The organism is Bradyrhizobium sp. 87 (assembly GCF_023073015.1).
In the GTDB taxonomy this organism is placed as follows: Bacteria; Pseudomonadota; Alphaproteobacteria; order Rhizobiales; family Xanthobacteraceae; genus Bradyrhizobium; species Bradyrhizobium canariense_D.
Window position 1 is genome coordinate 640,691 of sequence record NZ_JADPIQ010000128.1, and the last position, 26,606, is coordinate 667,296.

The 26,606-nt window shown below is 65.0% G+C and carries 29 protein-coding genes; 18 read left to right on the forward strand and 11 right to left on the reverse strand.

Translation table 11 applies throughout. From position 1 onward, the window contains the following. Positions 1–69: 69 nt before the first annotated feature. Complete coding sequence (locus IVB50_RS34470) at positions 70–591, forward strand: hypothetical protein (protein ID WP_018453434.1); 522 nt, start codon at positions 70–72, stop codon at positions 589–591. A 249-nt stretch (positions 592–840) separates the two neighbouring features. On the opposite strand, the gene IVB50_RS34475 is transcribed toward IVB50_RS34470, so the two are convergent. After that, positions 841–1,620, reverse strand: coding sequence for a protein phosphatase CheZ (locus tag IVB50_RS34475; protein ID WP_018453435.1), 780 nt, complete (start codon positions 1,618–1,620; stop codon positions 841–843). 314 nt (positions 1,621–1,934) lie between these two features. On the opposite strand from IVB50_RS34475, the gene IVB50_RS34480 reads away from it, so the two are divergent. Beyond that, positions 1,935–2,735 (forward strand): L,D-transpeptidase, encoded by an 801-nt coding sequence (locus IVB50_RS34480; protein ID WP_018453436.1) that lies wholly within the window; start codon positions 1,935–1,937, stop codon positions 2,733–2,735. Positions 2,736–2,808: 73 nt separating this feature from the next. Here the strand turns inward: IVB50_RS34480 and IVB50_RS34485 are convergent, their stop codons facing one another. From IVB50_RS34485 to IVB50_RS34505, 5 genes are all read right to left on the reverse strand, one after another. After that, complete coding sequence (locus IVB50_RS34485; RefSeq protein WP_018453437.1) at positions 2,809–3,621, reverse strand: DUF2076 domain-containing protein; 813 nt, start codon at positions 3,619–3,621, stop codon at positions 2,809–2,811. A 136-nt stretch (positions 3,622–3,757) separates the two neighbouring features. After that, the gene (locus IVB50_RS34490) at positions 3,758–4,603 is read right to left on the reverse strand and encodes a ChbG/HpnK family deacetylase (protein WP_018453438.1); all 846 of its coding nucleotides are present in this window, start codon (positions 4,601–4,603) and stop codon (positions 3,758–3,760) included. After that, on the reverse strand, positions 4,600–5,661 hold the full coding sequence (locus tag IVB50_RS34495) for a glycosyltransferase family 2 protein (RefSeq protein ID WP_018453439.1): 1,062 nt from the start codon (positions 5,659–5,661) through the stop codon (positions 4,600–4,602). The genes IVB50_RS34490 and IVB50_RS34495 overlap by 4 nt, the downstream gene beginning before the upstream one ends. A 100-nt stretch (positions 5,662–5,761) precedes the next feature. Continuing rightward, a complete protein-coding gene (gene hisG, locus IVB50_RS34500; RefSeq protein WP_018453440.1) occupies positions 5,762–6,739 on the reverse strand; it encodes an ATP phosphoribosyltransferase in 978 nt (325 codons plus the stop codon). Between the two features lie 3 nt (positions 6,740–6,742). Further along, entirely contained in the window at positions 6,743–7,891 is a 1,149-nt protein-coding gene (locus IVB50_RS34505; protein WP_026232531.1) for an ATP phosphoribosyltransferase regulatory subunit, read from the reverse strand. 734 nt (positions 7,892–8,625) lie between these two features. On the opposite strand from IVB50_RS34505, the gene IVB50_RS34510 reads away from it, so the two are divergent. Continuing rightward, complete coding sequence (locus IVB50_RS34510; protein WP_240543985.1) at positions 8,626–9,570, forward strand: helix-turn-helix domain-containing protein; 945 nt, start codon at positions 8,626–8,628, stop codon at positions 9,568–9,570. 9 nt (positions 9,571–9,579) lie between these two features. On the opposite strand, the gene IVB50_RS34515 is transcribed toward IVB50_RS34510, so the two are convergent. Next, positions 9,580–10,332 (reverse strand): 16S rRNA (uracil(1498)-N(3))-methyltransferase, encoded by a 753-nt coding sequence (locus IVB50_RS34515; RefSeq protein WP_018453443.1) that lies wholly within the window; start codon positions 10,330–10,332, stop codon positions 9,580–9,582. A 209-nt stretch (positions 10,333–10,541) separates the two neighbouring features. On the opposite strand from IVB50_RS34515, the gene IVB50_RS34520 reads away from it, so the two are divergent. Both IVB50_RS34520 and ubiA read left to right on the forward strand, forming a co-directional pair. Beyond that, on the forward strand, positions 10,542–11,201 hold the full coding sequence (locus IVB50_RS34520) for a hypothetical protein (RefSeq protein WP_085350104.1): 660 nt from the start codon (positions 10,542–10,544) through the stop codon (positions 11,199–11,201). Next, positions 11,198–12,130, forward strand: coding sequence for a 4-hydroxybenzoate octaprenyltransferase (gene ubiA / locus IVB50_RS34525; protein ID WP_018453445.1), 933 nt, complete (start codon positions 11,198–11,200; stop codon positions 12,128–12,130). Before IVB50_RS34520 ends, ubiA begins: the two co-directional genes overlap by 4 nt. Here ubiA and IVB50_RS34530 read toward each other — a convergent pair. Continuing rightward, positions 12,127–12,645 (reverse strand): DUF6101 family protein, encoded by a 519-nt coding sequence (locus IVB50_RS34530; RefSeq protein ID WP_018453446.1) that lies wholly within the window; start codon positions 12,643–12,645, stop codon positions 12,127–12,129. The two genes, ubiA and IVB50_RS34530, sit on opposite strands and share 4 nt — an antisense overlap. A gap of 264 nt (positions 12,646–12,909) precedes the next feature. Between IVB50_RS34530 and IVB50_RS34535 the strand changes: the two genes are divergently transcribed. The 7 genes from IVB50_RS34535 to IVB50_RS34565 all read left to right on the forward strand — a co-directional run bounded on the left by IVB50_RS34535 (position 12,910) and on the right by IVB50_RS34565 (position 19,031). Further along, positions 12,910–14,313, forward strand: coding sequence for a TldD/PmbA family protein (locus IVB50_RS34535; protein WP_018453447.1), 1,404 nt, complete (start codon positions 12,910–12,912; stop codon positions 14,311–14,313). Continuing rightward, positions 14,300–15,118 (forward strand): 3'(2'),5'-bisphosphate nucleotidase CysQ, encoded by an 819-nt coding sequence (locus IVB50_RS34540; RefSeq protein ID WP_018453448.1) that lies wholly within the window; start codon positions 14,300–14,302, stop codon positions 15,116–15,118. The genes IVB50_RS34535 and IVB50_RS34540 overlap by 14 nt, the downstream gene beginning before the upstream one ends. A gap of 60 nt (positions 15,119–15,178) precedes the next feature. After that, positions 15,179–15,421, forward strand: a complete 243-nt coding sequence (locus IVB50_RS34545) for a DUF4170 domain-containing protein (protein WP_007596929.1) — start codon at positions 15,179–15,181, stop codon at positions 15,419–15,421. Beyond that, a complete protein-coding gene (locus IVB50_RS34550; protein ID WP_018453449.1) occupies positions 15,418–16,131 on the forward strand; it encodes a lysophospholipid acyltransferase family protein in 714 nt (237 codons plus the stop codon). Before IVB50_RS34545 ends, IVB50_RS34550 begins: the two co-directional genes overlap by 4 nt. Next, positions 16,094–17,440 (forward strand): 3-deoxy-D-manno-octulosonic acid transferase, encoded by a 1,347-nt coding sequence (locus IVB50_RS34555; protein ID WP_018453450.1) that lies wholly within the window; start codon positions 16,094–16,096, stop codon positions 17,438–17,440. The genes IVB50_RS34550 and IVB50_RS34555 overlap by 38 nt, the downstream gene beginning before the upstream one ends. Next, the gene (lpxK, locus tag IVB50_RS34560; RefSeq protein ID WP_018453451.1) at positions 17,433–18,449 is read left to right on the forward strand and encodes a tetraacyldisaccharide 4'-kinase; all 1,017 of its coding nucleotides are present in this window, start codon (positions 17,433–17,435) and stop codon (positions 18,447–18,449) included. The genes IVB50_RS34555 and lpxK overlap by 8 nt, the downstream gene beginning before the upstream one ends. Before the next feature lie 246 nt (positions 18,450–18,695). Beyond that, the gene (locus IVB50_RS34565) at positions 18,696–19,031 is read left to right on the forward strand and encodes a GYD domain-containing protein (protein ID WP_007596925.1); all 336 of its coding nucleotides are present in this window, start codon (positions 18,696–18,698) and stop codon (positions 19,029–19,031) included. A 327-nt stretch (positions 19,032–19,358) separates the two neighbouring features. Here IVB50_RS34565 and IVB50_RS34570 read toward each other — a convergent pair whose 3' ends face one another. Further along, positions 19,359–19,640, reverse strand: a complete 282-nt coding sequence (locus IVB50_RS34570) for a hypothetical protein (protein WP_231190246.1) — start codon at positions 19,638–19,640, stop codon at positions 19,359–19,361. 405 nt (positions 19,641–20,045) lie between these two features. Between IVB50_RS34570 and IVB50_RS34575 the strand changes: the two genes are divergently transcribed. Next, positions 20,046–20,351 carry a hypothetical protein gene (locus IVB50_RS34575; RefSeq protein WP_018453454.1) on the forward strand — a complete coding sequence of 102 codons (306 nt, stop codon included), beginning with the start codon at positions 20,046–20,048 and terminating at the stop codon, positions 20,349–20,351. A gap of 16 nt (positions 20,352–20,367) precedes the next feature. Here IVB50_RS34575 and IVB50_RS34580 read toward each other — a convergent pair whose 3' ends face one another. Then, on the reverse strand, positions 20,368–20,595 hold the full coding sequence (locus tag IVB50_RS34580; protein ID WP_007596922.1) for a DUF2093 domain-containing protein: 228 nt from the start codon (positions 20,593–20,595) through the stop codon (positions 20,368–20,370). Positions 20,596–20,770: 175 nt separating this feature from the next. Here IVB50_RS34580 and IVB50_RS34585 point away from each other — a divergent pair, with 175 nt between their 5' ends. Both IVB50_RS34585 and IVB50_RS34590 read left to right on the forward strand, forming a co-directional pair. Beyond that, positions 20,771–21,595, forward strand: a complete 825-nt coding sequence (locus IVB50_RS34585; RefSeq protein ID WP_018453455.1) for a dienelactone hydrolase family protein — start codon at positions 20,771–20,773, stop codon at positions 21,593–21,595. Between the two features lie 259 nt (positions 21,596–21,854). After that, positions 21,855–22,025, forward strand: a complete 171-nt coding sequence (locus IVB50_RS34590) for a hypothetical protein (RefSeq protein ID WP_198293346.1) — start codon at positions 21,855–21,857, stop codon at positions 22,023–22,025. 264 nt (positions 22,026–22,289) lie between these two features. Here the strand turns inward: IVB50_RS34590 and xseA are convergent, their stop codons facing one another. Continuing rightward, a complete protein-coding gene (gene xseA, locus IVB50_RS34595) occupies positions 22,290–23,912 on the reverse strand; it encodes an exodeoxyribonuclease VII large subunit (RefSeq protein ID WP_026232534.1) in 1,623 nt (540 codons plus the stop codon). Positions 23,913–24,049: 137 nt separating this feature from the next. Between xseA and IVB50_RS34600 the strand changes: the two genes are divergently transcribed. Genes IVB50_RS34600 through IVB50_RS34610 form a run of 3 tightly spaced genes read left to right on the forward strand, consistent with a single transcriptional unit; the run spans position 24,050 to position 25,910 of the window. Further along, complete coding sequence (locus IVB50_RS34600; protein ID WP_026232535.1) at positions 24,050–25,060, forward strand: alpha/beta fold hydrolase; 1,011 nt, start codon at positions 24,050–24,052, stop codon at positions 25,058–25,060. Then, positions 25,057–25,611, forward strand: coding sequence for a hypothetical protein (locus IVB50_RS34605; RefSeq protein ID WP_247299349.1), 555 nt, complete (start codon positions 25,057–25,059; stop codon positions 25,609–25,611). Before IVB50_RS34600 ends, IVB50_RS34605 begins: the two co-directional genes overlap by 4 nt. Next, positions 25,611–25,910, forward strand: coding sequence for a transcriptional regulator (locus IVB50_RS34610; protein ID WP_018453460.1), 300 nt, complete (start codon positions 25,611–25,613; stop codon positions 25,908–25,910). The genes IVB50_RS34605 and IVB50_RS34610 overlap by 1 nt, the downstream gene beginning before the upstream one ends. The last annotated feature ends 696 nt before the right edge of the window (positions 25,911–26,606 follow it).

Sequence of the window (26,606 nt, forward strand, 5' to 3'; positions counted from 1 at the left end):
TTGCTCCGGCAGCGGTTTTGCGCTTGGCTGCGTAAGGGGTGCGGCCATGGTTTTGTCCGGGGGAATGCCATGATCAGTTCAGCTCACGCGCGCACGGTCGCCAATCTGGCGGCGGCTTCTTGCCTGGCGCTGCTGCTTGGTGCCTGCGGCGGCGGCATGAGCCTGCCGTCCTTTTCTTCGTCCTCACCGCCCCCCGAGGCCGAGCCCGGCACCGGTCCGGAAATGCCCGCGTCGATCCGCGCCGACGAGATCGTCGGGCGCTGGGGCCTGGCCTCGTTCCAGAACCCGGCCGACCGCGCCCGCACCGAGGCTGCCGCCCGGGCCCAATGCAAAAATCCTTACGTGATCACGGCCGGCTCCTCCGGCGGCGTGATCATGCATCTGGCCGACCAGGCAACACCGCAGGAGCTGCGCCTGAAGGGCTCGCCGAGCGGCAAGAACTATATCGGGCCGGCAGGTCCGACGCCCGGCGACCAGGACCGCGAGATCGTCTCCTTCGACGGCCGCGTCCTCATCACCCGCTTCATCGACAAGGACGCCGCCACCCGCTACGGCAACATGGTCTACGTCCGCTGCGCGCCGAGGGCGTAGTCTCTATCCTTCGTCATGCCCCGCGACCCGGCTACGCCAAGGCTTCGCCGGGGTTGAGGTCCAGGGGCGCCGAAGCTTTAGCGTAGGCGGCAGGCGGACATCCAGTACGCCGCGGCTTCTCGGCTCAATCATTGCCGTCTCTGGAATACTGGATCGTCCGCCTGCGCGGACGATGACAGCGGGGGACGATAGACAACAAAAAAACGCCGGCTTGCGCCGGCGTTTCGTTATTCAGAGCGTCGCGTCCGTTCAGTCGAACAGCGCGTCGATGTCGTCCTGCGAGGCGTGGCCGACGTCGCCTGCGAGCTTCGGGCCGTTGAGAAGCTTGTCGTCATCGCTGCGGGTGTCGACCTGCGGCACGACGTGGGACTTGATCGCGTCGACGCCGCCCCAGATTTCCATCATGGAATTGATGTGCTGCTCGATGAACTTCATCGTGCTCATGACCTTGCTGATGCGCTGACCAGTCAGGTCCTGGAAGTTGCAGGCTTCGAAGATCGAGATGACGCGTTCCTGGATATCGTCGGCGAGCCGCTTCTGCTGATCGGCCGATTGCACCTTGGCCATCGCGCTGGCCGCCTGGTCGATCGACTCGGCGGCTTCGAGGATCTGCTGGGTCGCCTGTTCGGTACCGCCGACGACCGCGCCGAGCTCGCCATTGACCTTGGCCATTTCGCCGCCGTCGAAGCTCTTGCCATGCAGTGTCGCGATCTCGCGCTTGGTGCGGTCGATGGCGTCGTGGATGAGGTCGAGCTCGACCTTCAGCTTCTCGCACTGCTCGATCTGCGCTCGGTAAGTATCGAGCATGGTACGGGCTTCCGAGAGCTCGTGGGCGGTGGAGGCGTCGATCGCCGCCATGGCGGCGCTGCCGGACAACGGCGCGGTGCCCTTCGCCATCTGCGTGCGGATCGCACGCAACTCGGCCATGATCTCGCTATGCATCGGCGCAGCCTCCTCAATCATTTCGGGGCTGGGCATCTCGCCGACAATAGCCTCCTCGACACGAAAACGTTTGCGGTGAATAGCCATCAAGAACTCCCCCCACCTCACTCACGCGTCTTTGTAGGCAGAAGCGATTTAACACGAAGTTCACAGCCGGAACTGTCGTACGGCTGTGCGCGACGGCTTGCAAACGAGCGATTAACCATGCGTGCGCGGCGTTCATCGAAAATAAACGCTGATCGCCAAATTGCGCCGCTGCCGACGACGTGGTGAATCGAAATGGCGTTTCCGTTTACCAAACAAAACGGCTTTTGCTCTTTATTGACCACGTCGCGGGTGCGGATCAGCCATCACCTCGCCACGACGCATGTGATCTAGACGAAACAGTACAGAGTACGTCGATGTTCAAGAAAATGTCTGTTGCGCTGCTTGGCAGCGCTTGCACCTTCCTTGCCGGCGTCAACAGCGCCAGCGCCTTCGACAATAGCGTGCCGAACGATCCGCCCGCGGTGCTGTACCAGCCGCAGGTGCCGCCTGCGCCGGTTCGCGTCGCGTCCAATTCGAACATGGGCGGCGGCTTCATCGAGTTCATCTTCGGTGACGGGCCCGGTCGCGGTCCGGCCTACGCTCCGCAGCAGCCGGTGTATCAGCAGCAGCCGGGTTATTATGACCAGCGCCGCCTGCCGCCGATGGGCGAACCGCAGATGCAGGACGCAGGTCTCCAGCAGGAGGCGGTCGACCCGCGGCAGCGTCAGTTCGATCCGAAATTCGAGAAACAACTCGTTGACTATAGCGGCAACGAAAGCGCCGGCACGATCGTGGTCGATACGCCGAACAAATTCCTCTACCTCGTCGAGGGCAACGGCCGCGCGATGCGCTACGGCATCGGCGTCGGCCGCCCCGGCTTCACCTGGTCCGGCGTGAAGTCGATCACGGCCAAGCGCGAATGGCCGGCCTGGACGCCGCCGGCGGAAATGATCGCGCGCCGTCCTGACCTGCCGAGGCATATGGAAGGCGGCCCCGAAAATCCGCTCGGTGCGCGCGCGATGTATCTCGGCTCGACGCTCTACCGTATCCACGGCTCCAACGAGCCTTGGACCATCGGTACCAACGTCTCCTCGGGCTGCATTCGCATGCGCAACGAGGACGTCATCGATCTCTACGGCCGCGTCAACGTCGGCACCAAGGTCGTGGTGATGTAGGCGCATAGCGCTCGGAACCAAAAACGGCCGCCTCATCGGCGGCCGTTCTCGTTTGGAGCAAGGATAAGAAGCGTCAGGCGTAATCGCTGCCGCCATCATCTCCGCCGCCGAAATCGCCGTCGTCGGCGAGGTCGACATTGCCGCCGTCATTGTCGTTCTGATCGTTGTAATTCTGGTCGTCGTTCGAAGCGTGGTCGGCGAAGCCCTGCCGGGAAGCATCGCCGCGGTTCGAGCCGATGTCGTCGAGGCCGGCATCGCGCGCGAGCGAGCCGCCGGACTGATCGCTGCCGGTCCAGGGGCTGCGATCGCCCAGGGCATTGGTGTCGCCGAAGGCCTGCTGATGCGATCCGCCCATCATGCCGCGGATGCTGGAGAGCAGCAGCGAGCCGCCGACGACGCCGGCCGCGGCGGCCGCCGCCGTGCCGAGGAACGAGCCACCGCCACCGCCGATCGGCGGCGCACCATAGCCCTGACCCGGTCCTTGGCCGTAGGCCTGCCCGTACGGTGGTTGGCCATAGCCCGGCTGGGGCTGCTGCATCGCCTGGCCGCTGTTCCATACCGGCCGCGAGTCACGCGGCGGCACGTTCGGAACCGAGCCGCGCGACGGGCCCCCGCCGAATAGCGTGTCGCGCATGGTGTCCAGGAAACCGCCGGACTGCGCCTGCTCGGGCGCCTGCGCCGCCTCCAGCTCTTGGATGCGGTTGTGAGCACGCTTCAGCGCCTCGTCCTGCAACAGCACGGTCTGCACCAGCGCATAGATGGCGCCGGGCGCCTTGCGCAGGCCGTCGGAGATCGCGGCGATCGCGTCGGGATCGCGCGGTGCATTTTCCAGTTTCGAAAGCCGGTCGAAAAGCTCGTCGACGAGCTGGCGTTCCTGCGGCGTCATGGTCAGTCTCCCTCGCGCAAAACAAGCGCGAGGCAGATGTAGGGTTCCATTGTGGCCCCAACAGTGCCGGCTGGATTAAATTTCGGTATGCGACAAGCTGCCCCGCGGGGCGGCTTTCTCGCAAACTTCGCCGGTTTTACCCCAGCGTGACGCCGCTGTCCGTCAGCAGGCGCGCAAAGGCATCGCCGGCGAGATAGGAGTGCTCGCGTTCGCGGACATCCGTCATCGGGTCGAGCCCGGTGAGAATTTCGTCGACGAAGCCGGGATGACACATCACGAGGCCGCCATCCGGCAGGCCTTCGAGAAATTGCCGCATCAGCTCGCCGAAATCGGCCGCCCGCGTGAAATCATAGGCGCCGGCGAAGCCGGGATTGAAGCTGAGGCCCGCGCTGACGGCACGGCGGCGGAATTGCGCGCTGAGAATGTCGAGCACCATGGCTTTCGGTGAGGCCAGCCGCTGCATCAGCGGCAGGTCGCGGCCGCCCTGGCGCACCCAGGCTTTTGGCGCGACTTCGCTCACCGCATCGACAAAGCCGTCGCGCACCTGCGGGTAGAGCTGCACATGCTGATGGCCGTCGACGAAGTCAGGCGCGCGTCCGAACGCTTTCGCGAAGGCTGCCAGCTGCGCCTTGACCTCGTTGCGAAAGAACTCGCGGTCGAGCCTTCGCGCAAGACCCGCGCGCAGCAGCTTCGGAAACGGGAGAAACATGTCGCCGTCGAGCGGACGGAAATGCATGGTGAGCGGCCGGAACGGTGCCGACAACGTCACGTGCAATCCGATCGCGCAGCGTGGGCTCGCTTGCGCTGCCGCCTGGAGCGCTTCGATCTCGCTGCGCTCGACCGCAGGTCCCACCATCATCACCGAGGTAGCGTTGAGACGGCCGCGTTCGATCAGGTCGCGGATGGCGCGATTGACGCCCGGGCTGATGCCGTAATCGTCGGCGCAGAGCCAGATCCGCCGCAGCGGCGCGGCCGCGCTCATTCGGCCGCCGTCCTCTTCGAGGCGTCCAGGCTTGAAGCGTCCTGGGCCTTCTCGGTTTCGAAATGCTTTTCACTGTGCTCGGCGACGAAGTAGATCGGGCGCGCCTTCAGCTCGGAGAGGATCTTGCCGATATATTCGCCGACGATGCCGATCATGATGAGCTGCACGCCGCCGATCGTCATCAGGCCGATCACGAGTGAGGGATAGCCGGGCACCTGCTTGCCGGTGGTCAAGACCTCCCAGAGGATCGACAGACCGAACAGGAACGCTCCGCCGGCGAGGATCACGCCGAGCAGGCTGGCGAAGCGCAGCGGCGCCACCGAGAACGAGGTGACGCCTTCGATCGAAAGACCAAGCAGGCGTGCGGCGCTGAAGGTCGTCACGCCATGGGTGCGCGGCGCGGGCTCGTAATCGACGCGGATCTGGCGGAAGCCGATCCAGCTCGCGAGGCCCTTGAAGAAGCGGTTGCGCTCGGGCAGCTGCCTCAGTGCTGCGACCGCGCGCGGCGACAGCAGGCGGAAGTCGCCGGCGTCTTCGGGAATCTTCTGGCGCGCGCCCCAATTGATCAGCGCATAGAAGCCGCGCCCGGCGAGCCGCCGCAGGAAGGGCTCGTTGTCGCGATGCGCCTTGGCGGTATAGACGACGTCGTAGCCGTCCTCGATCCAGTGCCGCACCAGTCGCTCGACCAGCGACGGCGGATGCTGGCCGTCGCCGTCCATGAACAGCACCGCGCCGAGCCGGGCATGGTCGAGGCCAGCCATCAGCGCGGCCTCCTTGCCGAAATTGCGCGACAGCGACACCACCTGGACGTCGACCGCGTCGGCCGGCAGCGAGCGGGCGATCGACAGCGTCGCGTCCGCGCTACCGTCGTCGACATAGACGACCTCGCAAGCCAAGCGATAGCGCTGCCGCAAGGTCTTTGCGAGATCGCAGATGCGCTGGTGTAGGGCGGCGAGGCCCGCGGCTTCGTTGTAGAGCGGGACGACAATCGACAGCCCCTTCGCGGCGGCGCTTGCCGCGTTGGTCGTCATGCCGGAAACGTCAGAGCCCAGCGTCATCGATCAAGGTTCCAGAGGCGTTCAAGGTCATCTCAACAGCATATGGTAGCTGCCGTTTGCTGTCGCTACGCTGAACGGAATTGCTCAACAAACTTTGGGCTCACTGCCGCAGGAACGCCTCGAGCCTGGCGAACAGCGGGTTCTCCCGGTCGAACACGTAATCCAGCGAAACCACCGAGACGGTCTCGGCGCCATGCCCGCGCAGGAAGCTCGCGAGTGCATAGAGCTGGCCCGGCGGGCAGTGCAGCGTGAGCATGCCTGACGAGGTCGGTCCGCCGAACGGGGCTTCGACGCCGAAGCGCTCATGGGCCTCGGTGAGCATGGCCGCGTCGCACTGGCGGAAGCGGGTGCGGACTTCGCGGTATTTGTTGGCCCGCGCCCGCGCCGCGATGTGATCGAGGATGATTCGCGCGGTCTCCCGCGCTTGCGGCGACCAATCGGCGTCCCTTGAGGCGACCAGATTGGCCTGGCTGCGCAGGATCACGCCGTCGTCGAGCACCCGCAATCCGTTGGCGGCGAGCGTCGCGCCGGTCGTGGTGATATCGACGATCAACTCGGCGCTGCCGGCGGCCGGTGCGCCTTCGGTCGCGCCCGTGCTTTCGACGATGCGGTAATCGGTGATGCCTTGGCTCTGGAAGAAGGCGCGGGTGAGATTGATGAACTTGGTTGCGACCCGCATCCGCATGTGATGCTGCTCGCGGAAGCCGGTGGTGACGTCGTCGAGGTCGGCCATGGTGCGGACGTCGATCCACGCCTGCGGCACCGCGACGACGACGTCGGCATAGCCGAAGCCGAGGCCTTCGATCAGGGAGACGCGCTTGTCGGCGTCCGCGATGGTCTCCCGCACCAGATCCTCGCCAGTGACGCCGAGATGCGCCGAGCCGCGGGACAGTTGCGAGGCGATTTCGCTCGCCGAGAGATAGGCGACCTCGACATTGTCGAGGCCAGCGAGCGTGCCGCGATAGTCGCGGGCGCCGCCTGCCTTCGACAGCTTCAGCCCGGCGCGGGCGAAGAAGGCCTCGGTATTTTCCTGAAGGCGGCCCTTGGAGGGAACGGCCAGAACGAATGGCGCGCTCATGACTTAAGCTCCCACCTTGCGGCCGATCCGGGTCAGCGCATCCACCCAGACCGAGAAACCGACCGCGGGGATCGGCTCGGCCGATCCAAGCTGGGTCATCAATCCGTCATAGCGGCCGCCGGCAACCAGCGGCTCGGCGCCGTTGCCGCGGTGATGCAGCTCGAATTCGAAGCCGGTGTAGTAGTCGAGCCCGCGCCCGAACGCGGTGGAAAAGCGCGTCGCCTTCACATCGATGCCGCGCGCGGCCATGAAGCCGACCCGGCTTTCGAACTGGTCGATCGCAGCACTGAGGTCGAGCTTCGCATCATTGGTGAGCGCGCGCAGCTCGGCCACGGCGTCATCGGGGTTACCCGATATCGACAGGAAACGTTTGAGCACGGCGATGGCCTCGCGCGGCAGCGCGCCGCCCTTCAGCGTCGACTGCTCGAGGAAGCGGTCGGCAATCTCGGCGGTGGTGCGGCCGCCGACATTGGTGGTGCCGGCGATCGACATGAGGTCGGTTACGAAAGCGAGCGCTGCCTTGCGGTCGGAGCCGGCGAGCGCCGCGAGCACGCCCTCATATTCGCTGCGGGTCGCGGTGGTCGCGGCTGCCAGCCGCTCGAGATCTTGCTCCAGGCTGATCTTGCGGTTGAAATCCTTGACCAGGCGGCGGCGCCAGACCGGATAGAGGTCGAGCGCGTCGAGCAGCGCGTTGAACAGCGCCACGTCGCCGGTGCGGATCTCGACGTCGCGAACGCCGAAGGCGGCGGTCGCCTCCAGCGCCAGCGCCAGCATTTCGGCATCGGCCGCGGCGCGGTCCTGGCGGCCGAACGACTCGATGCCGGCCTGCAGGAATTCGCTGCTCTGGCCGCTGCGGTAGCGGAACACCGGGCCGAGATAACTGAACCCGGCCGGCTGGCCGGCACGGCCAGAGCTGAGGTAATCGCGGGCCACCGGTATGGTCAGGTCCGGGCGCAGGCAGAGCTCATCGCCGGATAGGTCCGTGGTCAGGTACAGGCTCTTGCGGATGTCCTCGCCGGAGAGATCCAGGAACGGTTCGGCCGGCTGCAGGATGGCGGGCTCGGCCCTGACATAGCCGGCCTGCGCGAACGACAGCAGCAGCGTGTCCGCCCAGGCGGAGCCGGCAGCATTTGAGGTGGCAGTCGCGGTCATCTCGGGGTCCATCGTCCCGGTGGAACCGGGCAGGGCAAGCAGGGAACGAATTGCCGCAGGCCTTAGCATGGCCCGGAAGCGGTTTCGACCTCCAAAGGATCAATCGCTTAACAGCGCCGGAGCGACGCACCGTCAGCAGAGGATGCGAAGCCCAATTCAGGCGTCGTCGCCAAGCTAGGTAATATAATACCTAATCGCGCTGCGGCCGATCGAGTTAGGTTGGACGCCTCACCCTCATTCATTCGGCCAGCGAGCTCTCCGGGCCGCTTCCACGAAGGAATGGCCGCCTGGCCGGAATGCTCGCTGCCTCACATGTAACCTCATCCGCGAGCTGCTTGGCCCGGTTGAGGGTGTCCACTGGTCGCATGCTCAATTTGGGTAGGGCGGACGGTCCGTTCGCAGAGCCTTCGTTTACAATGCGAAAGTTGGTTTCCGATTCATGCGGCAACGCACAGACGTTATCGGAACGGTCGCGCGACACACGCTGGCCTATATGCTGTTTTGATTAGCGAGATGTTCCGGCACTACGACTTAGATCCACTCGACCTTCTGATCGTTCGTGCCATTCTCAATGCCCCGCGACCTGCGGCGCGCCGGGGCCAGAGCGCCGGGTGGTTTGCGCCGCGCTAAAGTCGCCGTCTCTACGAAGAACGTCAGGTAAGCAGCAGAACATGGATCAAAGCCGTCTAGTCCCTGCTCGCGAGGCAATGCAAAAGATAGCGGCGGATCGCTTGATGTCGTTCCAGGATCTCAAGCCGTCCTCGGCGCTCGAGCTCAAATCGTATGACATCGATCATTTCGGTGAGACCGAGAAATACGCCGGCGCATCGAGCATGCCGTTGTCTGTCGGGACGACCGCGATCATGCGTGCCCGGCTCACCTTGCCGACCCTGACCCTGTCGCTGTTGAAAACCTTCCCCCGGATCATTCGCGGCTATCAGCTCACCAATGCTGCCGCAGTGGTGGTACCGATGGATCACGTGACCTCTGCCCGCATAAACGGGCAATCGACCGGCGGTTCTGTTGTCATTCTAAAAGGCGGTTCAGATTGCTTGGTGCATGAGCCGGAGGGGCGTCTGCTGGCGGTGGTCTACTTCAGTCCATCCGGGCGGGAGCCATTGCCTGAATTGAGCGATGGATGCCATTTGCTGAATCCGGCGCCGGACGTGCTTGCCTCGCTGCGCCGTCTGATCTCGATCTCGCTTGAAACCGCGGCAAATGACCCGGACTTCCTGAATGAGCCGGCTTCGCAAACGATTGTCGAACGGTCACTGCTCAGCACGATGGATGCGGCGATCTGGTCCAGTGTCGCAAGCGCACCTGCGTCGTCCACCACCGAGCATTATCGGCGGATCGTGGCTGATATGGAAAAACTGATTCGGCGCGATCTGATGATCTGGCACAAGACCACCGAACTGGCGGAACAGGCGGGCGTGTCGGTCCGGACTCTCCAGAGTGCGACACGGGCCATCTGCGGCATGAGCCCACATCGCTATAGCCGGGTCTTGCGCCTCTGGTCGGTACGCAAGCAACTGCGCACCGGCCGAGCAGGCCGGAGTGTGAAGTCCTGCGCGCTTGCGCATGGTTTCTGGCATCTCAGCGAATTCGCAGCGAGCTACAGAGAGGCTTTCGGAGAGTTGCCTTCGGAGACCCTGAACCGATCGCTACGAGGCGAATAGCAACGTGCCTTAGCCGCGTTCGCCACCCCAGTCGCCCAGCACCGCCTGCACCAGCGCCAGCGCGGCCACCGCGGCGGTGTCGGCCCGCATGATGCGGGGTCCGAGCGCCAGCCGCAGGATTTTCGGCTGCCGCAGCAGCAGGACCCGCTCTTCCTCGGCAAAGCCGCCTTCGGGTCCGATCAGCACGTCGATTCCCTCCCCGGCGCGTGCGGCTTGCAAGCTCCGAATGGGGTTTTCGAGCTCCGCCGCCTCGTCGCAGAAGATCAGCAGCCTGCCAGCGGCGCGCTGGGTCAAGAAGCGCTCCAGCGGCACCGGCTCGGCAACGGTGGCGATGCTGAGAATGCCGCATTGCTCGGCCGCCTCGACGACATTGGCGCGCATCCGCTCGGTATTGACGCGTGAGGCCTGGGTGAATCGGGTCAGAACCGGCTGCAGGCTGGCGGCGCCCATCTCGATGGCCTTCTGCACCATGTAGTCGAGCCGGGCATGCTTGAGCGGAGCGAAGATGTAGGCGAGGTCGGGCAGCCGGTCCTGCGGCCGGGTCTGCTGGAGGATGACGAGACCGTCCGGCCGCTTGCGGCCTTCAATGGCGGCCTGCCACTCGCCGTCGCGGCCGTTGAACGCCAAAACCTCGGCCCCGGCGGCAAGCCGCAGCACATTGCCGAGATAATTGCTCTGGTCGCGGTCGAGCTCGACCCTGCCGTCCTGGGCAAGCGGGGCGTCGACGAACAGGCGGGGGCCGCGGAAATCGTGGGAAGGCATCGTCAAAGGTCCGATTTGCCGCCGTTCTTAACCGAAAGCAGTCCTTTCGGGGTAAATTTTGCCGAAATGGTGCGTCGGCGCGCCGCGCTCCCGCCCTATTCAACGGGTTGTTAAGGGCCGGCGGGAATCGTAAAATCGCGAGCACGCCGGTTGCGCTTCAATTGGGAAGACGCCGAACCCCGCAAGCTCCTGCCGGAGAGACTGCCTTGATGATCCGTCATTTGATGGTTCCGATCACTGCCGCCATGGTCACGATGGGCGCCGTTGGTGCCTATGCGCAGGGCTTCCCCGCGCCGCTGCCGGGCCAAGCCCCAACCAGTTCCGCCTTCCCGCCCGTCAATGGCTCGGCGCCCGTCGCCTCCGTCGGCGGCGCGCCGCAATCCTCCTTCCCCGTGAATGGCGCCGCTCCTGTCGGTGGCGCCGGCGCCTTCAGCGCGGCCCCGCCGACGCAAGCCGGTCCCGGCGAGGACTGCATGAAGGCGTTCATGCCTCTGCGCGAAGATGCCGAAAAACGCGGCAAGCTGATCAAGGCCGCGAGCGACCGTCACGCCCCGCCTGACGAGGCCTGCAAGCTGATCCGCAACTTCAGCCAGGCTGAGACCAAGATGATCAAGTACATCGAGGCCAATGCCTCGAAGTGCGGGATTCCGGCGCAGGTCGGCGCGCAGATGAAGGACGGCCACAAGAACACCGAGGCCATGGCGGCGAAGGTCTGCAATGTTGCGCAGCAGATGCAGAACCAGCCGCGCGGACCGGCCGGTCCGTCGCTGAGCGAAGTGCTGGGTTCGGGCTCGCCGCCCGAGGCCAATGCCGGTAAGAAGGGCGGCAGCACCTTCGACACACTCAACGGCAACGTCCTGACGCGATGAGCGACACGTCAGCCCGAGTTGCCGATTCCACCGGCAACTGGGTCGATACGCGTGCGCCGCAATGGGCGCGGCCTTATCTGCGCTTGTCCCGCTTCGATCGTCCGATCGGCTCCTGGCTCCTGTTGATGCCGTGCTGGTGGTCGGCGGCGCTCGCCGCCGGCATGGCCCATGACGTCCGCGGCCTGCCGCTCACCATCGTCCTGTTCTTCATCGGCGCCTTCGTCATGCGGGGGGCAGGCTGTACCTGGAACGACATCACCGACCGTGACCTCGACGACAAGGTCGAGCGCACCCGCTCGCGGCCGCTGCCCTCCGGCCAGGTGAGCGCGAAGCAGGCGCTGGCGTTCATGGTCGCGCAGGCGCTGATCGGGCTCGTGGTGTTGCTGCAGTTCAACCGCTTCGCGATCCTGACCGGCATTGCCTCGCTGCTGATCGTCGCGATCTACCCGTTCATGAAGCGCATCACCTGGTGGCCGCAGATCGTGCTCGGGCTCGCGTTCTCCTGGGGCGCCCTGATGGGATTTGCCGTCACCTTCGGGCGGATCGATGTCACCGCGCTCGTGCTCTATGCCGGCGCGATCTCCTGGGTGATCGGCTACGACACGATCTACGCGCATCAGGACGCCGAGGACGATGCGCTGATCGGCATCAAGTCCACCGCGCGCCTGTTCGGTGCGCATACGCACCAGGCGCTGATACTGTTCTACGGCCTCGCGGTGCTGCTGATCGGCGTGGCGCTGGCGTCGGGCGATGCGCGCTGGCCGGCCTGGCTCGGACTTGGGGCCTTCGCCGTGCATCTGGCCTCGCAGATCGGGCGGCTGAATATCAGCGATGGCGATCTCTGCAAGCGCCTGTTCTACTCGAACCGCGACGCTGGGCTGTTGTTGTTTGCGGGTTTGCTGGCCGACGCGGTGATGCGGACGGCTTAACTCCGGGCGATGATCTCGCGCTCATCGCGATGCACCGACAACTCCCGTGCGACACCGGTGCGGCGGCGCATCAGAAATTTCGGACGGCGGTCGCGAATCGGGTTGGCGCGGCGACGGCGCGGCGCGGGCTGGCGTGCGCCTTCGTCGAGCTGCGGAAGTGCGAACAGCTCGCTCCAGATTGCCCAGGCCTCAACGAGTTCGTCGCCGTCGGCGCTGACCAGCAGCGGAATGGAGAGCGAGGGATCGCGATGAACGAGGACGAGGGTCTGGGCCTCGTCGTTGCCGCGCAGCGCGACGCCGGTGAAGTCGCTGACGCGAACATTGATTGCCATCCGCATGCCGCGGACGGCACGGTGCAGCACGACACGTTCGCGATGAAGCTCGATCTGCCGTACATATCCGTCGGCGCGCGGATCATGCGCATCGAAGCGGACCGGAAGGGAAAGGGGGTCGAGCCGCAGGGAGCGGCTCGACCCGGCGGGAGCGATCCCGCTTGTTGCTGTTTGACGCCTCACGGCTTTAGTTCTCCCCGCCAGGATTATGTTCCCGGTCGATGCGAGGACCTTAGCGCGAGCCTTTCCGAAACCGCTTAAAAAGGCTGGTTAATCCAACCTCACCGCCGCGCATGATTGACAAGACCTTGGCGCGCATGATTGACGAGACGTTGCGCGCAAGGTGCGAATCTGAGCTTTTGGTGGGCTGAAAATGCTTGAAGTCCGCGCGATCAGGGCACATCTGTGGGTTCCGGTCCCGCAGCCCGCCCCAACAGGATTTCGTTTGTGAACCCTTCACCAAGCTCGACGCTTTCGCCCAAGGATTCGTCCACAGCCAGCCGCGACCTGTTCGACCAGTCTGCGCTCTCCGATCTCGCGCAGCGGCTGGTGGAGGCTGCAAGGCGCGCCGGCGCGGATGCGGCCGATGCAGTCGCCGTGCGTGGCGTCTCGCAAGGCGTCGAGGTCCGCGACGGCCGCGTCGAGGAATCCGAACGGTCCGAGGGCGACGATGTCGGCCTGCGCGTGCTGGTCGGCCGCCGTCAGGCGGTGGTCTCGACCAATGATACCAGCGGCGATGCCGTGACCAAGCTTGCCGAGCGAGCGGTTGCGATGGCGCGCGTCGCGCCCGACGACAAATATGTCGGCCTTGCCGATCCGGCACTGCTCGCGCGCGACTTCCCCGATCTCGATCTGCTCGACCCTGACGTGCCCGCGACCTCGGAACTCGAGCGTCGCGCGCTCGAAGCCGAGGCTGCGGCGCTTGGTGTGAAGGGCGTGACCAAATCCGGCGGCGCCTCGGCCTCCGCCGGCATGGGCGGCATGGTGCTCGTCACCAGCACCGGCTTCCACGGTTCTTATCTGCGGTCCAGCCAGGGCATCTCCGCCACCGCCATTGTCGGTGACGGCACCGGCATGGAGCGCGACTACGACTTCACCTCGGCGCCGCATGGTGTAGACCTCTTGTCACCGGAGATCGTCGGCCGTTCCGCGGGCGAGCGCACCGTGGCGCGCTTCAATCCGCGCAAGGTCGAGACCTGCAAGGTGCCTGTGGTGTTCGATCCGCGCGTCGCGGGCTCGCTGGTCGGTCACGTCGTCGGCGCCATCAATGGCGCTTCGATCGCGCGCAAGACCAGCTTCCTGAAGGACACGCTCGGCCAGCAGCTGTTCGCCAACAACATCCGCATCATCGACGATCCGCTGCGCAAACGCGGCCTGCGCTCGCAGACGTTCGACGCCGAAGGCGTCGCCGTGAAGAAGATCGCGCTGATCGACGAAGGCGTGCTGACGACCTGGCTGCTCGATTGCGCGACCGCGCGTGAGCTCGGCCTCACCACCACCGGCCATGCCCACCGCGGCGTGTCCTCCTCGCCGTCACCCGGCCCGTACAATCTGCATCTTGAACCCGGCACGCCGACGCCGGCCGAGCTGATCTCCGACATCAAGCAGGGGTTCTACGTCACCGATTTGATCGGCTCGGGCGTCAACGGCGTCACCGGCGATTACAGCCGCGGCGCCTCCGGCTTCTGGATTGAGAACGGCGAACTCACTTATCCCGTGAGCGAGGTGACGATCGCCGGCCATCTGTTCGAGATCTTCAGGTCGATGCAGCCGGCGAACAATCTCGAGTTCCGCTACGGCGTCAATGCGCCGACGGTGCGCATCGAGGGTTTGACGCTTGGCGGACGTTGACGCGAACGCAACCGGTGAAGCCATCCTGACGCGCGACGCGGCGCTGCTGCAAGAGACGGTGCGGGAGGCGGGCGCACTCGCGCAGTCGATGTTCCGCACCGAGCTGAAGAAGTGGACCAAGGGCGCGTCCTCGCCGGTCTCGGAAGCCGACATTGCCGTCAACGATCTCCTGGAAGCGCGCCTGCGCGCGGCGACGCCCGACTATGGCTGGCTGTCGGAGGAGAGCGCCGACGACGAGGTGCGGCTGTCGCGGCGGATGACCTGGATCGTCGATCCCATCGACGGCACCCGCAACTATCTCAATGGCCATGACGAATGGTGCGTCAGCGTGGCGCTGGTCGAGGATGCCTCGCCAGTGCTGGCCGCGGTGTTCGCGCCGACGAGCGAAGAGTTCTTTTTCGCCGCCCGCGGCCAGGGCACGACCCTCAACGAGGTGCCGGTGCGGGCGACGTCGGGATCCGAGCTTGACTTCTCGCGGGTCGCGGGTCCGAAGCCCCTGGTCGAGCGCCTGAAGCCGTCACTGGGCGAGATCAAGCTGCATCCGCGAATCGGTTCGCTCGCGCTGCGTCTGTGCCGGGTCGCTCATGGCGCGCTGGATGCGGCTTTTGCGGGCGGCAACAGTCATGATTGGGACCTTGCGGCGGCGGATTTGATCGTGCAGGAAGCCGATGGTAGGATGAGCGATCTCTCCGGAGATCCCATCCTCTATAACCGCCGGCAAGTCACGCATGGGGTGCTGGTGGCAGCGGGTCGCGATCGTCATGCGAACATTGTCTCGCATTTTCGAAACCGCCCCTTGCCGTGAAGCGCTTTCTCGTGCTTGTCGAACACTGCTTTGCCGGGCAGCCCGTTAGGAACAGAACCGATGCCAGATAGTGCCCCGCAACAACTGCTCCACCTCGTCGTCGGCGGCGAGCTCGTCGATCTCGAGCACAACACCTTCAAGAACCTCGACGACGTTGAGATCGTTGGCCTCTATCCGAACTATGCGACCGCGCACGCCGCCTGGCGCGCCAAGGCGCAGAGCACGGTCGACAACGCGCAGATGCGCTATTTCATCGTCCATCTCCACCGGCTGCTCGACCCGAATCAAGAACCGGCGCGTTGAAAAAGCTGCTTCGCAATACGCTGAGGAGCAGCTTCGTTCAGCGTGCCGTCGGAATCCTGGCGGCCGAATATCTGCGTCTGGTCTGGCGGACGAACACATTCACGTTCGATCCGCCTGACGTCTATGACCGCGTCGAACCGCAGATCCCGGCGATCTTCGCCTTTTGGCACGGCCAGCATTTCCTCACCCCCTTCATCAAGAACAAGGACTGGTACAAGGCCAGGGTCCTGATCTCCCGTCACCGCGACGGCGAGTTCAACGCGATTGCCGCCGAGCGGCTCGGCATCGGCACCATCCGCGGCTCCGGCGACCATGGCGGCGCGTTTCACCGCAAAGGCGGGGTCGGTGCCTTCAAGGAAATGGTGCGGACGCTCGAGGACGGTTGTAATGTCGCGCTGACCGCTGACGTCCCCAAGCGCTCGCGCGTGGCTGGGCTCGGCATCATCATGCTGGCACGGGAATCGGGGCGGCCGATCATGCCTTTTGCGATGGCGACCAGCCGCTTCGTCCGGCTCAAGAACTGGGACCGCACCACCATCAACCTGCCGTTCGGGCGGGGCGCGTTGGTCGGCATCAAGGAAATCCACGTTCCGCCGGATGCGGACGCCGCCACCATGGAAGCGCTGCGGCTCGAGCTGGAGGAGACCTTGAACGAGGCGACCCGCCGCGCCTATGCGCAACTCGGCCGGCCGGGACCTGCAGATGCCTAAATCGCTACCGGGCTCGCTGCCGTTGACGCTGCGGATGTACCGGCGCCTGGCGCGCGGCCTGGTGCCGCTCGCGCCTGTGCTGATCAAGCGGCGCCTGAAGCAGGGCAAGGAAGATCCCGCGCGCGTCGGCGAACGGCGGGGCCTGTCCCGGGACGTGCGACCGCACGGTCCGCTGGTCTGGATTCACGGCGCCAGCGTCGGCGAGGTCCTCGCCGCGGCGGCCCTGATCGAGCGCTTGCGCGATCTGAACCTGCGCATTCTGCTCACCTCGGGCACCGTCACGTCGGCTGCTATTGTCGCAAAGCGCTTTCCGCCCGACGTCATCCATCAATACGTGCCGTATGATTCCCCGCGCTACGTCGCGCGCTTCCTCGACCATTGGAAGCCGTCGCTGGCGCTGTTCATCGAATCCGATCTCTGGCCGAACCTGATCCTGGCAGGCGCTGCGCGTCGCGTGCCGATGGTGCTGATCAACGGGCGGATGTCGCCGCGCTCCTTCCCGCGCTGGCGCCGCATGCAGGGCACCATCTCGGCGCTGCTGTCGCGTTTCGACATTTGTCTGGCGCAGTCGAAGACCGATGCCGAGCGCTTCTCGGCGCTCGGCGGCCGGGACGTCGTCACCACGGGCAATCTCAAGCTCGACGTGCCGGCGCCGCCGGCCGATCCTGCCAAGCTCGAACGGCTGATGGCGATGACGCGCGGGCGTCCGATCATCGTCGCGGCCTCGACCCATCCGGGCGAGGAGGAGATGCTGGTGGCGGCGCATCGCAGCCTCAGCGGTTTCTTCCCGCAGCTCCTGACCGTGATCGTGCCGCGCCATCCGGATCGCGGCTCCTCGATCACAGGCCTGATCACGGCGTCCGGCCTGAAGCCGGCTCTGCGCTCGCGCGACGAGCTGCCGACGGCGACCACCGACGTTTATATCGCCGACACCATGGGCGAGCTCGGCCTGTTCTATCGCCTCTCGGACATCGTGTTCATGGGCGGATCGCTGATCCGCCATGGTGGCCAGAATCCGATCGAAGCGATCAAGCTCGGCGCGGCCATCGTCCATGGTCCGCACGTCTTCAATTTCGCCGACGTCTACGAGGCGCTCGATCACAGCGGCGGTGCGCGCCAGGCCGACACGCAGGAGCTGCTGATCAAGCAGCTCGGCCAGCTGCTCGCCGATCCTGCCGTGCGTCACAAGATCCAGCAATCGGGCGCCGGCGTGGTCGAGGATCTCGGCGGCGCGCTCAACCGCACCATGACCGCGCTCGAGCCTTATCTTCTGCAGTTGCGGATCGAGATGGGGGCCGCCAATGCGTGAGCCGGCCTTCTGGTACCGGCCACGTTCGCTCGAATCGTACGCATTGGGGCCGCTGGGTGCGCTCTACGGCGCGATCACCGAACGGCGGATGCTGCGCGCGGGCGTCGACGCCGGCATCCCCGTGATCTGCGTCGGCAACTACCATGTCGGCGGCGCCGGCAAGACGCCGACCGTGCTGGCGCTGACGAAGCTCCTGCGCGAGCTCGGCGAGACGCCGGTGGTGCTCAGCCGCGGCTATGGCGGTAGCCTCAGGGGCCCGGTAATGGTCGACCGCATGCGTCACACCGCGTCCGACGTCGGCGACGAGCCGCTGATGATGGCGCGCGACGTTCCCGTCACGGTCGCGCGCGACCGTCTCGACGGCGTCGTGCTGGCGAAGTCGCAAGGCGCCACCGTGATCCTGATGGACGACGGTTTCCAGAACCCGCGTCTTCTCAAGGACACCTCGCTGATCGTGATCGACAGTGAGCGCGGCCTCGGCAATGGCAAGGTGTTTCCGGCCGGTCCGCTGCGTGCGCCGCTGAAGGCGCAGCTCGCGCGCACCGACGCGCTGGTCGTGATCGGCGGCGGCCGCGCCGCCGACGATGTCGCGGCCGAGCTAGCCAGGCGCAACAAGCCGGAACTGCGCGCGCGGCTGAAACCCGACGCCGAGGCGGTCGCAAGACTGTTGGGCAAGCCGGTGTTCGCGTTCGCCGGCATCGGCGATCCCGAACGGTTCTTCCGTACGTTGCGCGCCCGCGGCATCGACCTCGCGCGCACGCGCGCCTTTGCCGATCATCACATGTTCTCGAACGAGGAGATCGCAGCCATCGCTGCGGAGGCGGGGCGCGAGCAGCAAACATTGGTAACGACGGAAAAGGATCTTGCTCGCCTGCACGGCCGTGAAGGCGTGCCGGATGACATCGTGCCTTTCGCGGTGCAGCTCGAGTTCGATGACCCGGTTGCGCTTCGGCAATTGATCAGCGATCATCTCTACAAGGCGCGCGAGCGGCGGTTTTCCAGGCGATGATCTCGTAAGGTGGGCGAGATCTGATCGGGACGACATGTCGCACTGATGAATTTCCTTCCGCACGTTCGGGAGTTGATGTAGCCTCGCATGAGAGCCGTCACCGGGACGTGCCGAACTCCCGGAAATCATCGACGGCGTTTATGCCCACGGCGGGCAGTACCTTCATCATTTCAGATGCAGCGGCCGTAACGACGAGTTCGGAACGGCAGGGAAAGTCATTGCCAAAAACCCAGAGGAGAACATGCCATGCATTTTTGCCTCACCGGACAATACACACCCCGCGCTCTCAATGCCATTTTGGAGAACCCCAAGACCGATCGTCAGGAGGCGGCAAGAAAACTCATCGAAGCGGCCGGCGGAAAGCTGATTTCGATGTTCAGCGTTGCGGCCGACGGCCCAGGCGTGTTGGTGATTTTCGATGTGCCTGATCCGGGTGCGGCTCCGGCCATCTCCGGCCTGACCGTCACGGCGGGCACCCTGCAGAACGTGAAACTGACGCGGCTGTTCACGCAGGACGAGATCAAGCAGGTCCGCCAGAACGCGGCGAAGCTGCGTTCTTCGTATACTCCGCCCGGAAGCTGACATCCGGATCTAAAGCGAAGCCGCCGCAGTCGAAGGAAGCGGCGGCAACGCTCACCTCACAGCAAGAAGCACGTCTGCAACCGAGGCAAGGCGAAGGCCTTCCAGCCTGCGTTGACGAACCATGCTGTCCGGTGCGTGCTGCGTCCGCGGCGTTCAGCAGTCAATCATGCTCACCACGCCCCAACGGCCATCAATCCGATAATGGTCAGGCACGAGACGCAGGCCACCATGGCGGTATAGTACTCGGGTGTATTCATTGCTGCCTCCCAAACTGTTGCCAACTGCTTGGTCACTGCTACGGGGAGAGATCGCCGGTCTCGGGCCGCTTCAATTCGGCGCGCGGCGACCGGTCTTGCGTTGTGCGTCCGTCCTCTCATCGTCACCCTGATCCGGATGATGATGCGCGTCGAGAGCTTCAAAGCGTTCAGCTGCGATCAGAAGCTGTTTCCGCATTTCAGCGAGGCGGGCGCGGCAATATTCACGATAGAGCAGGTCTAATATGGTGGGCATGATCACCCCCATCGTTGATTTTCGATTACAGATATTCCACCGCAAATTTTCGAGGTGATCGTAGCCCGACAGATGGCTCTTCGATATGAGCCCGTTCACAGACTGCGCCAATTCCAGAGCTCAGTGGCCGCTTGGCTGACTTGATTGTCTGTGCGATAAAAAGAGCAGGGCCAGTTACCTAAGATGAAGCATAGCGGCGCTTTGTTTCACCAAGACTTCGTCAAACAACCTAAGAGCGCCAATCGCAACAAAGAATCCAACCACAACGCGAAATAACTAACCATGGAGTGCAAGCACTCTTCGATGCAACGCGGATTGGCATAACGGAAATCATCTCGGCTGTGAGAGCAGCATTTCTGATGCGTCCGAACATGCCTCGTGAAAAAGCTGCACCGCTCGTGCTATGCCGGCAGGGCAGCTGCGCTTTGCCCATCGACAGCAGCCTGCCATTCAGGCGCCATTCATCGCAAGCTCCTATCGTTTTCAGACGCTCAGGAGAATGCGATGAAGTTGCCGTCCGCCGCCGTTGCCGCCAGTCTTGTGGGTCTGATCATTGCGCCGGTGTTTGCACAGACGGCACCGCCGGCGGCGTCCACCGCCACAGTGCCGGTCCCCGCGACCAAGCGCGTGACGTGTCTTTCCACGACGGCAAGCCTGAAGGGACAGGACAAGCGCGACCAGATGCAGCTCTGCATGGCGCAGGCGCGGCTCGATTGCCTGAAGCAGGCGATCGATCAGAAGATCGTCGGCGAGACCAGGAAGAGTTTCATCAAGACCTGCGTGGGCGCGGATGGCGCGGAGCAGCGATAGACGCGCGGCTGCGGCCTCACGCCTGCGGCTTGGGCGCGCCCGGGTAATGCCGCTCGAGCACGGCGGCGGGCGTGGCGTAGGCTTCCTGCAGGTCCACGCTCCAGTATTTCAACTCGTCGAGCGGAATGCGCGTATCGGTGATCGCGCAGCGCACGAAGGTCCCCGGCGAGATCACGCGGAAATCGCCGTCGAGATACTGCACCTGCGCTTCGCCATGGCCCGAAGGGCCGAACTTGTTCAGCACGGTCGAAAGTCTCCGTGGAAGGCCGCTCCGGGATCACCTGGGAGGGCACGATGTGTTGGACGGGATGTAGCACAGATAGGGTGGCTTGTCCGCCCGGTAAACCCACCGGTTTGTGATGTTTTGGCGGCGTTTCCGCATGATAGTGCTTGAGCGAAGGATCCAACGGCAAAGTTCGATGCGCCTTCCGTTCACCGCCCTGTTCCTGACCTTCCTGCTCTCGGCCGCGCACGGCTCGCCGGCACCGCAGCCGGTCGAGATTCCGCTGGCGTCCGGCGTGCTGCATGCGCAGCTCTACAAGCCCGAGGGCACCGGGCCGTTTCCGACCGTGATCGCGCTCCACGGCTGCGGCGGCCTCGGTGGCCATTCCGATTCCGTCCTGCCGCGCTATCGCGAATGGGCCGAGCGGCTGCTCAAATCCGGCAACGCCGTGCTGCTCCCTGACAGCTACGGCTCGCGCGAGCTCGGGCCGCAATGCCGCGTCAAGGAGATCCACGTCAAGGCGCGGCGCGAACGCGTCACCGATATCGCGGCGTCGCGCGCCTGGCTGATGAAGCAGAGCTGGGTTGCGCGCGACCGTGTCAGCCTGATGGGCTGGGCCAACGGCGCCAGCGCGCTGCTCTGGGCCGTGCGTCCGCAAAACCTTGCGCGCGAGACGGGTCCGGATTTCCGCGCCGCGATCGCGTTCTATCCGGACTGCAGGATTTCCGCCGGCCTCGGGTGGAGCACACGGGTGCCGACGCTGGTGCTGATCGGCGGCAATGACGACGTCTCGTCGCCGCCGGCCTGCCGCCAGATGGTCGAGGGCGCGCATGGCCGCAGCGCGCTCGCGCGCATCGTGGTCTATCCCGGCGCCTATCACGACTTCGACCGCGCCAACACGCCGCTGCACGCAGCGAGCGGCAGCACCGACGCCGCCGCGCCCGAGCACGGCCATCTCGGCACCGATGCGGCAGCGCGCGCGGAGTCGCAGAAGGAAGTGGCGGAGTGGCTGGCGCGGTGATGGCAGTGCCGTAGCCCGGATGAGCGTAGCGATATCCGGGTAGGCCTGTCCCGCATGTCGCTGCGCTCATGCGGGCTACATGTGGCGAGCGGGCTCGCCGCGCCGTAGCTCGTGAGAAGCGAAGGCGGGGCCGCCGAAGGGAACAACAGCGGACAGCCCCGCATCGACCACCGCCCTGCACGGAAAATGGCCGACCGTGACTCTACGGATCGCGCGCCGTTGTGGTTTCAGCCCGTGACGACGCCATCATTCGACCACGATGTCGATTAAACGCAATCCCATGCGCAACCGCTTCGTCCTGTTCTCCTCCGCCCTGATCGTCTTCACCGTCGCGGTCTTCCTGTTTGAAGCCCATGCCGGCGCGCCGCAACGCGCGCCGGAACATTGCGGCTTCTGGACCACGATCGACGCGGGATTGTCCTGCCGCTGAGACGCGCAGTCTTGTAGCCCGGATGAGCGTAGCGATATCCGGGGCCGCTACTCCCGCATGTCGCTACGCTCATGCGGGCTACGACAGCGAGTTCGTGACACGCGTCCCACACACTCACTGTCATCGCCCGGCTTGACCGGGCGATCCAGTACGCCGAGGCGGTTGTGATGGATCGAGAAGCCGCGGCGTACTGGATTCCCCGCTCCTGTGCGCAATTGCGCACAAGGCGGGGAATGACAGCCAGGGTGGAACGCCGCCCTCCGCCTAAAACAAATTCCCCTGATCCACCGGCTTGCCCACGCGCTTCGGCGCAGGCTTGGCGTCCTGCGCGGCTGGCTTCGCTTGCGCCGGCGCGCGCTTCGCTGCAGCCGCGGGCCGATCCGCATCCGCGGTCGCACCGACACGGCCATCCGCAAACTCGATCTCGACCCGTGCGCCGGGACCGATCTCATTCGCCGAATGCAGCGGATGGCCGGCCTCGTCCCGCACCAGGGCAAAGCCGCGCGCGAGCACGCCGCGATAGGACAAGGCGGAGAGCAGCTTGCCGCTGTTCTCGACGCGGGCATCCAGCCGCTGCAACAGCGTCACCAGCGCGCGGCCCGCGCGCTCGGCAAGGCGATGCGTGCGCTCGCGCTGGCGGTGAATCGCGTTGCGCTGCGCCTGCGCATTGGACAGTTTTGAGGCGCGCAAGCGCACCTCCAGCCCGGCAAAGCGGTCGCGCCGCCGCCGCAAGAGCGAGCGTGCGGATAGGCCGAGCCGTTCGCCGCACACGGTGAGGCGATGATCAGCCTGCGCGATCTGGCCGTGCAGCACCCGCAGCGTCAGCTTGGCGCCTGCGGCGGTGAACCTTCGGAAATGCGCGTGGGTGTTGGCCTTGAGGCAGCGGGGCAGGGACGCACCCGCCGAATCCAGCCGCTGCCGCGGGATCGCCAGCAAATCGCCGGCGGCCGGCAGCGCGCGCGCGGCGGCACGCAGCTCGCTGCGGCGGCTCTCATGGCCGCGCTGCCAGCAGGACCGGGTACGTCGCCCGAGATCGCCGACCTCGACAAAGAGATCGCTGCGCACCGGCACGGCCATCTCGGCCGCCGCCGTCGGCGTCGGTGCGCGCTTGTCGGCGACGAAATCGATCAGCGTGATGTCGGTCTCGTGCCCCACGGCCGAGATCAGCGGGATCATGCTCTCGGCCGCGGCGCGGACCACGATCTCCTCGTTGAACGACCACAGGTCCTCCAGCGAGCCGCCGCCGCGCGCGACGATCAGCACGTCGGGGCGCGGAATCCTGCCGCCCTCCGGCAGCGCATTGAAGCCGCGGATCGCGGCCGCGACCTGCTCGGCCGAGCCTTCGCCCTGCACCTTGACCGGCCACACCAGCACATGGCGGGGAAAGCGGTCCTCCAGCCGATGCAGGATGTCGCGGATCACGGCGCCGGTCGGCGAGGTCACCACGCCGATCACCTCCGGCAGCCACGGCAGAAGCTGCTTGCGCGCCTCGTCGAACAGGCCTTCGGCGGCGAGCTTCCGCTTGCGCTCCTCCATCAGCGCCATCAGCGCGCCGATGCCGGCCGGCTCCAGCGCCTCGATCACGATCTGGTATTTCGAGGAGCCCGGATAGGTCGTGAGCTTGCCGGTGGCGATGACCTCGAGCCCCTCCTGGGGCTTGAAGCGCATGCGCCCGTGCACGCCCTTCCAGATCACCGCCTCGATCTTGGCGCTCTCGTCCTTGAGCGCGAAATAGCAATGGCCGGACGAATGAGCCCCGCGGAAGCCGGAGATCTCGCCGCGGACCCGGACATGGCCATAGGTGTCCTCGACCGTCCGTTTCAGGGACTGGGAGAGCTCCGAGACGGTGAATTCGGGAGTGTTGAGCAGGGGTTCCGCTGAAGGCATCGGCAAACGATTCGGCATGTGGGGATCAGACCCGACGTTAAGGATTTTTGCAGCGCCGCGCCAATCCGGGTATTGACCAAAAGAGTACTCTGCAATATAGAGTTCTCTATAGCTGAATAGGCTGAGAGGAGTAGATCATGGCAATTCGAGTGCTGCGCGGCGTTGTGAACGGGCTGAAATGGGCCCTGTGTGCGGTCGGCTGTGTGGCGCTGATCCTGGCTGCCATGATCGCAACGCCGCTGGAGCGGCCGCCGGAGATGAAGTCGGTCTCCGACTCATCGAAGGGGATAGACTGGTCCACGCTGCCTCCGCTCGAGCGCTTCCAGGCCCGCGACGGCACCTGGATCGGTTTCCGCCACTACGCTGCCAATGGTCTTGCAACCGGCCGTGGCGCGATCTTCATCCACGGCTCGTCCGGCTCCAGCGGCACCGTCAATCATGCCCTGACCCATGCCATCGCCGCGCGCGGCGTGGAGACCTGGGCGCTCGACATCCGCGGCCATGGTGGCTCCGGCACGCGCGGCGATATCGGCTATGTCGGCCAGCTCGAGGACGACCTCGTCGACTTCGTCGCTCAAATCCGCAAGACCGCGCCGGAGCTGCCGCTCACCTTGATCGGCCATTCCGCCGGCGCCGGCTTCTCGCTGCGCGTCGCCGCGACGCCGATCATGCAGGACATGTTCGTGCGCACCGTGCTGCTCGCACCCTATCTCGGCTATGACGCGCCGACCAACAAGCCGCATGCCGGCGGCTGGGCCAATGTCGACCTGCCGCGCTTCTTCGCGCTGGCCACGCTGCGCAAGATCGGCATCGACTGCTGTTCGCAGCTTCCGGTGCTCGCGCTCGCCGTGCCGGCGAGTTCGGCAAAATATCTCGTCGCCACCTATTCGGACCGCCTGACGCGCAATTTCGCGACGCGCGGCTATCGCCTCGATCTTCCGGCGGCGACACGTCCGGTCACGATCTTCGGCGGCGCCGAGGACGAGATGATGATCTCGGATAAATATGCAGAAACCGTGCAGGCGGTGAAGCCATCGGTCGACGTCAAGATCATCGACGGCATCAACCACATGGGCATCGTCACCAACCCGAAGGCGATCTCGGTCATCGCCGACGATGTGGCGACGCGCGGGACAGGGCAGTCATGATCGACAGCAAGGAAGCCTCCGCGGCGCTGGCCGATATCGACGACATCGTCCAGCGCGTGAAGCAATCGCAGCTCTACGAGCTGGCGAGCCACGCCGCCGTCTGGTGGGGCGCATTGGTGTTCGCGGGCAATCTCGTGACCTGGCTTTGGCCGGTCTATGCGGGCTACGCCTGGGTTGCCGTGGACGTTTTGGGCGCCGGCGGTCTGGTGGTGCTGCGCATTCTCAATCCGCCGCATCACCCCCATGGCGCCGCCTTCAACATCAGACTGCTTCTGGTGTTCGCGCTGTTCTTCGCCTTCGGTTATCTCTGCACCAACGTGATCGGTCATTTCGGTCCGCGCCAGCTGGGCACGTTCTGGCCGCTCTACTTCATGCTGTTCTATTCGCTGGCGGGTCTCTGGTTCGGCTATGCCTTCATGGCGATCGGTCTCGGTATCTCCGCGCTGACGCTGATCGGCTATTTCTACATCGGCGAGGCGTTCCCGCTCTGGATGGCCTTCGTCAATGGCGGAGGCCTGATCCTCGGCGGCCTCTGGATGCGGCGGATCTGATGGCCGAGCTCGACGACATCATCCACCAGCCGTTGCGGCTGAAGATCATGGCGGCACTGAACGCGCTGCCGGCCACCGCAGGATTGGAATTTTCCCGGCTGAAAAAGCTCACCGGCGCCACCGACGGCAATCTCGGTGCGCATATCGAGACGCTGGCCAAGGCGGGCTACGTGTCGGTGGAGAAAGCCTTCGTCGGCAAGAAGCCGCAGACCACGGTGACCGCGACCGCTGCGGGGCGCGGAGCGTTCGCGCGGCATGTGGCGACGCTGCAGGAGATTATTGCGGGGAAGCAGGGGTAGGACGTACTCATAAATGTCGGCTTACCAACGCAAAGCGGAAGTCTCCCACCTCGGGCATGATCGATGGCTTGTGACCCGAAGCTGACCTGCGAGGCTCGCCCGTACAACGATAGTCCATATCAATTGGGGATTGCCGGCATTGCGATGGCCGATTGCTGCGGGTCCAAAGCTATCTCGATACACGCTCCTTCAAAACTGTCCGCACCTTCAAGTGCCAGAAGCTCATTGCGACGATTGAGGGCACCCACGACATCGATTAATCTATGTTAAGGCCGCGCCCGTAACTGGGAGGTAAAATGTTCCCAACGGGGAAGGCGTGCGATGGACTACCGCGCTATATCATGGGCGAGGACGGGCGGATCAGCGGCGTTCATGAGATCGATTGCGCCAACGACGACGAGGCCACAGCCAAAGCGAGACAGCTGCTCGACGGCCACGATTTAGAAGTGTGGCACAGAGATCGGCGCGTCACTGTTCTCAAGCACCACACAAGACAGTAAGGCCGCTCAGTGGCGGTCGCGGCCATGCAATGTCCCCGGTCAGGCGGCCCTTAGCGGACATGCTCATCAGCTTGTCCTGACGCCGATAACCGCCAGAGGACTAAACCGCTCGCGCGGTAGAACGCCGCGGCTGGCGACACGGCGAAGCAATAGGCGACAGCTCATCGTGACGAGCGGGGCAATTAGCTCGTAGCTG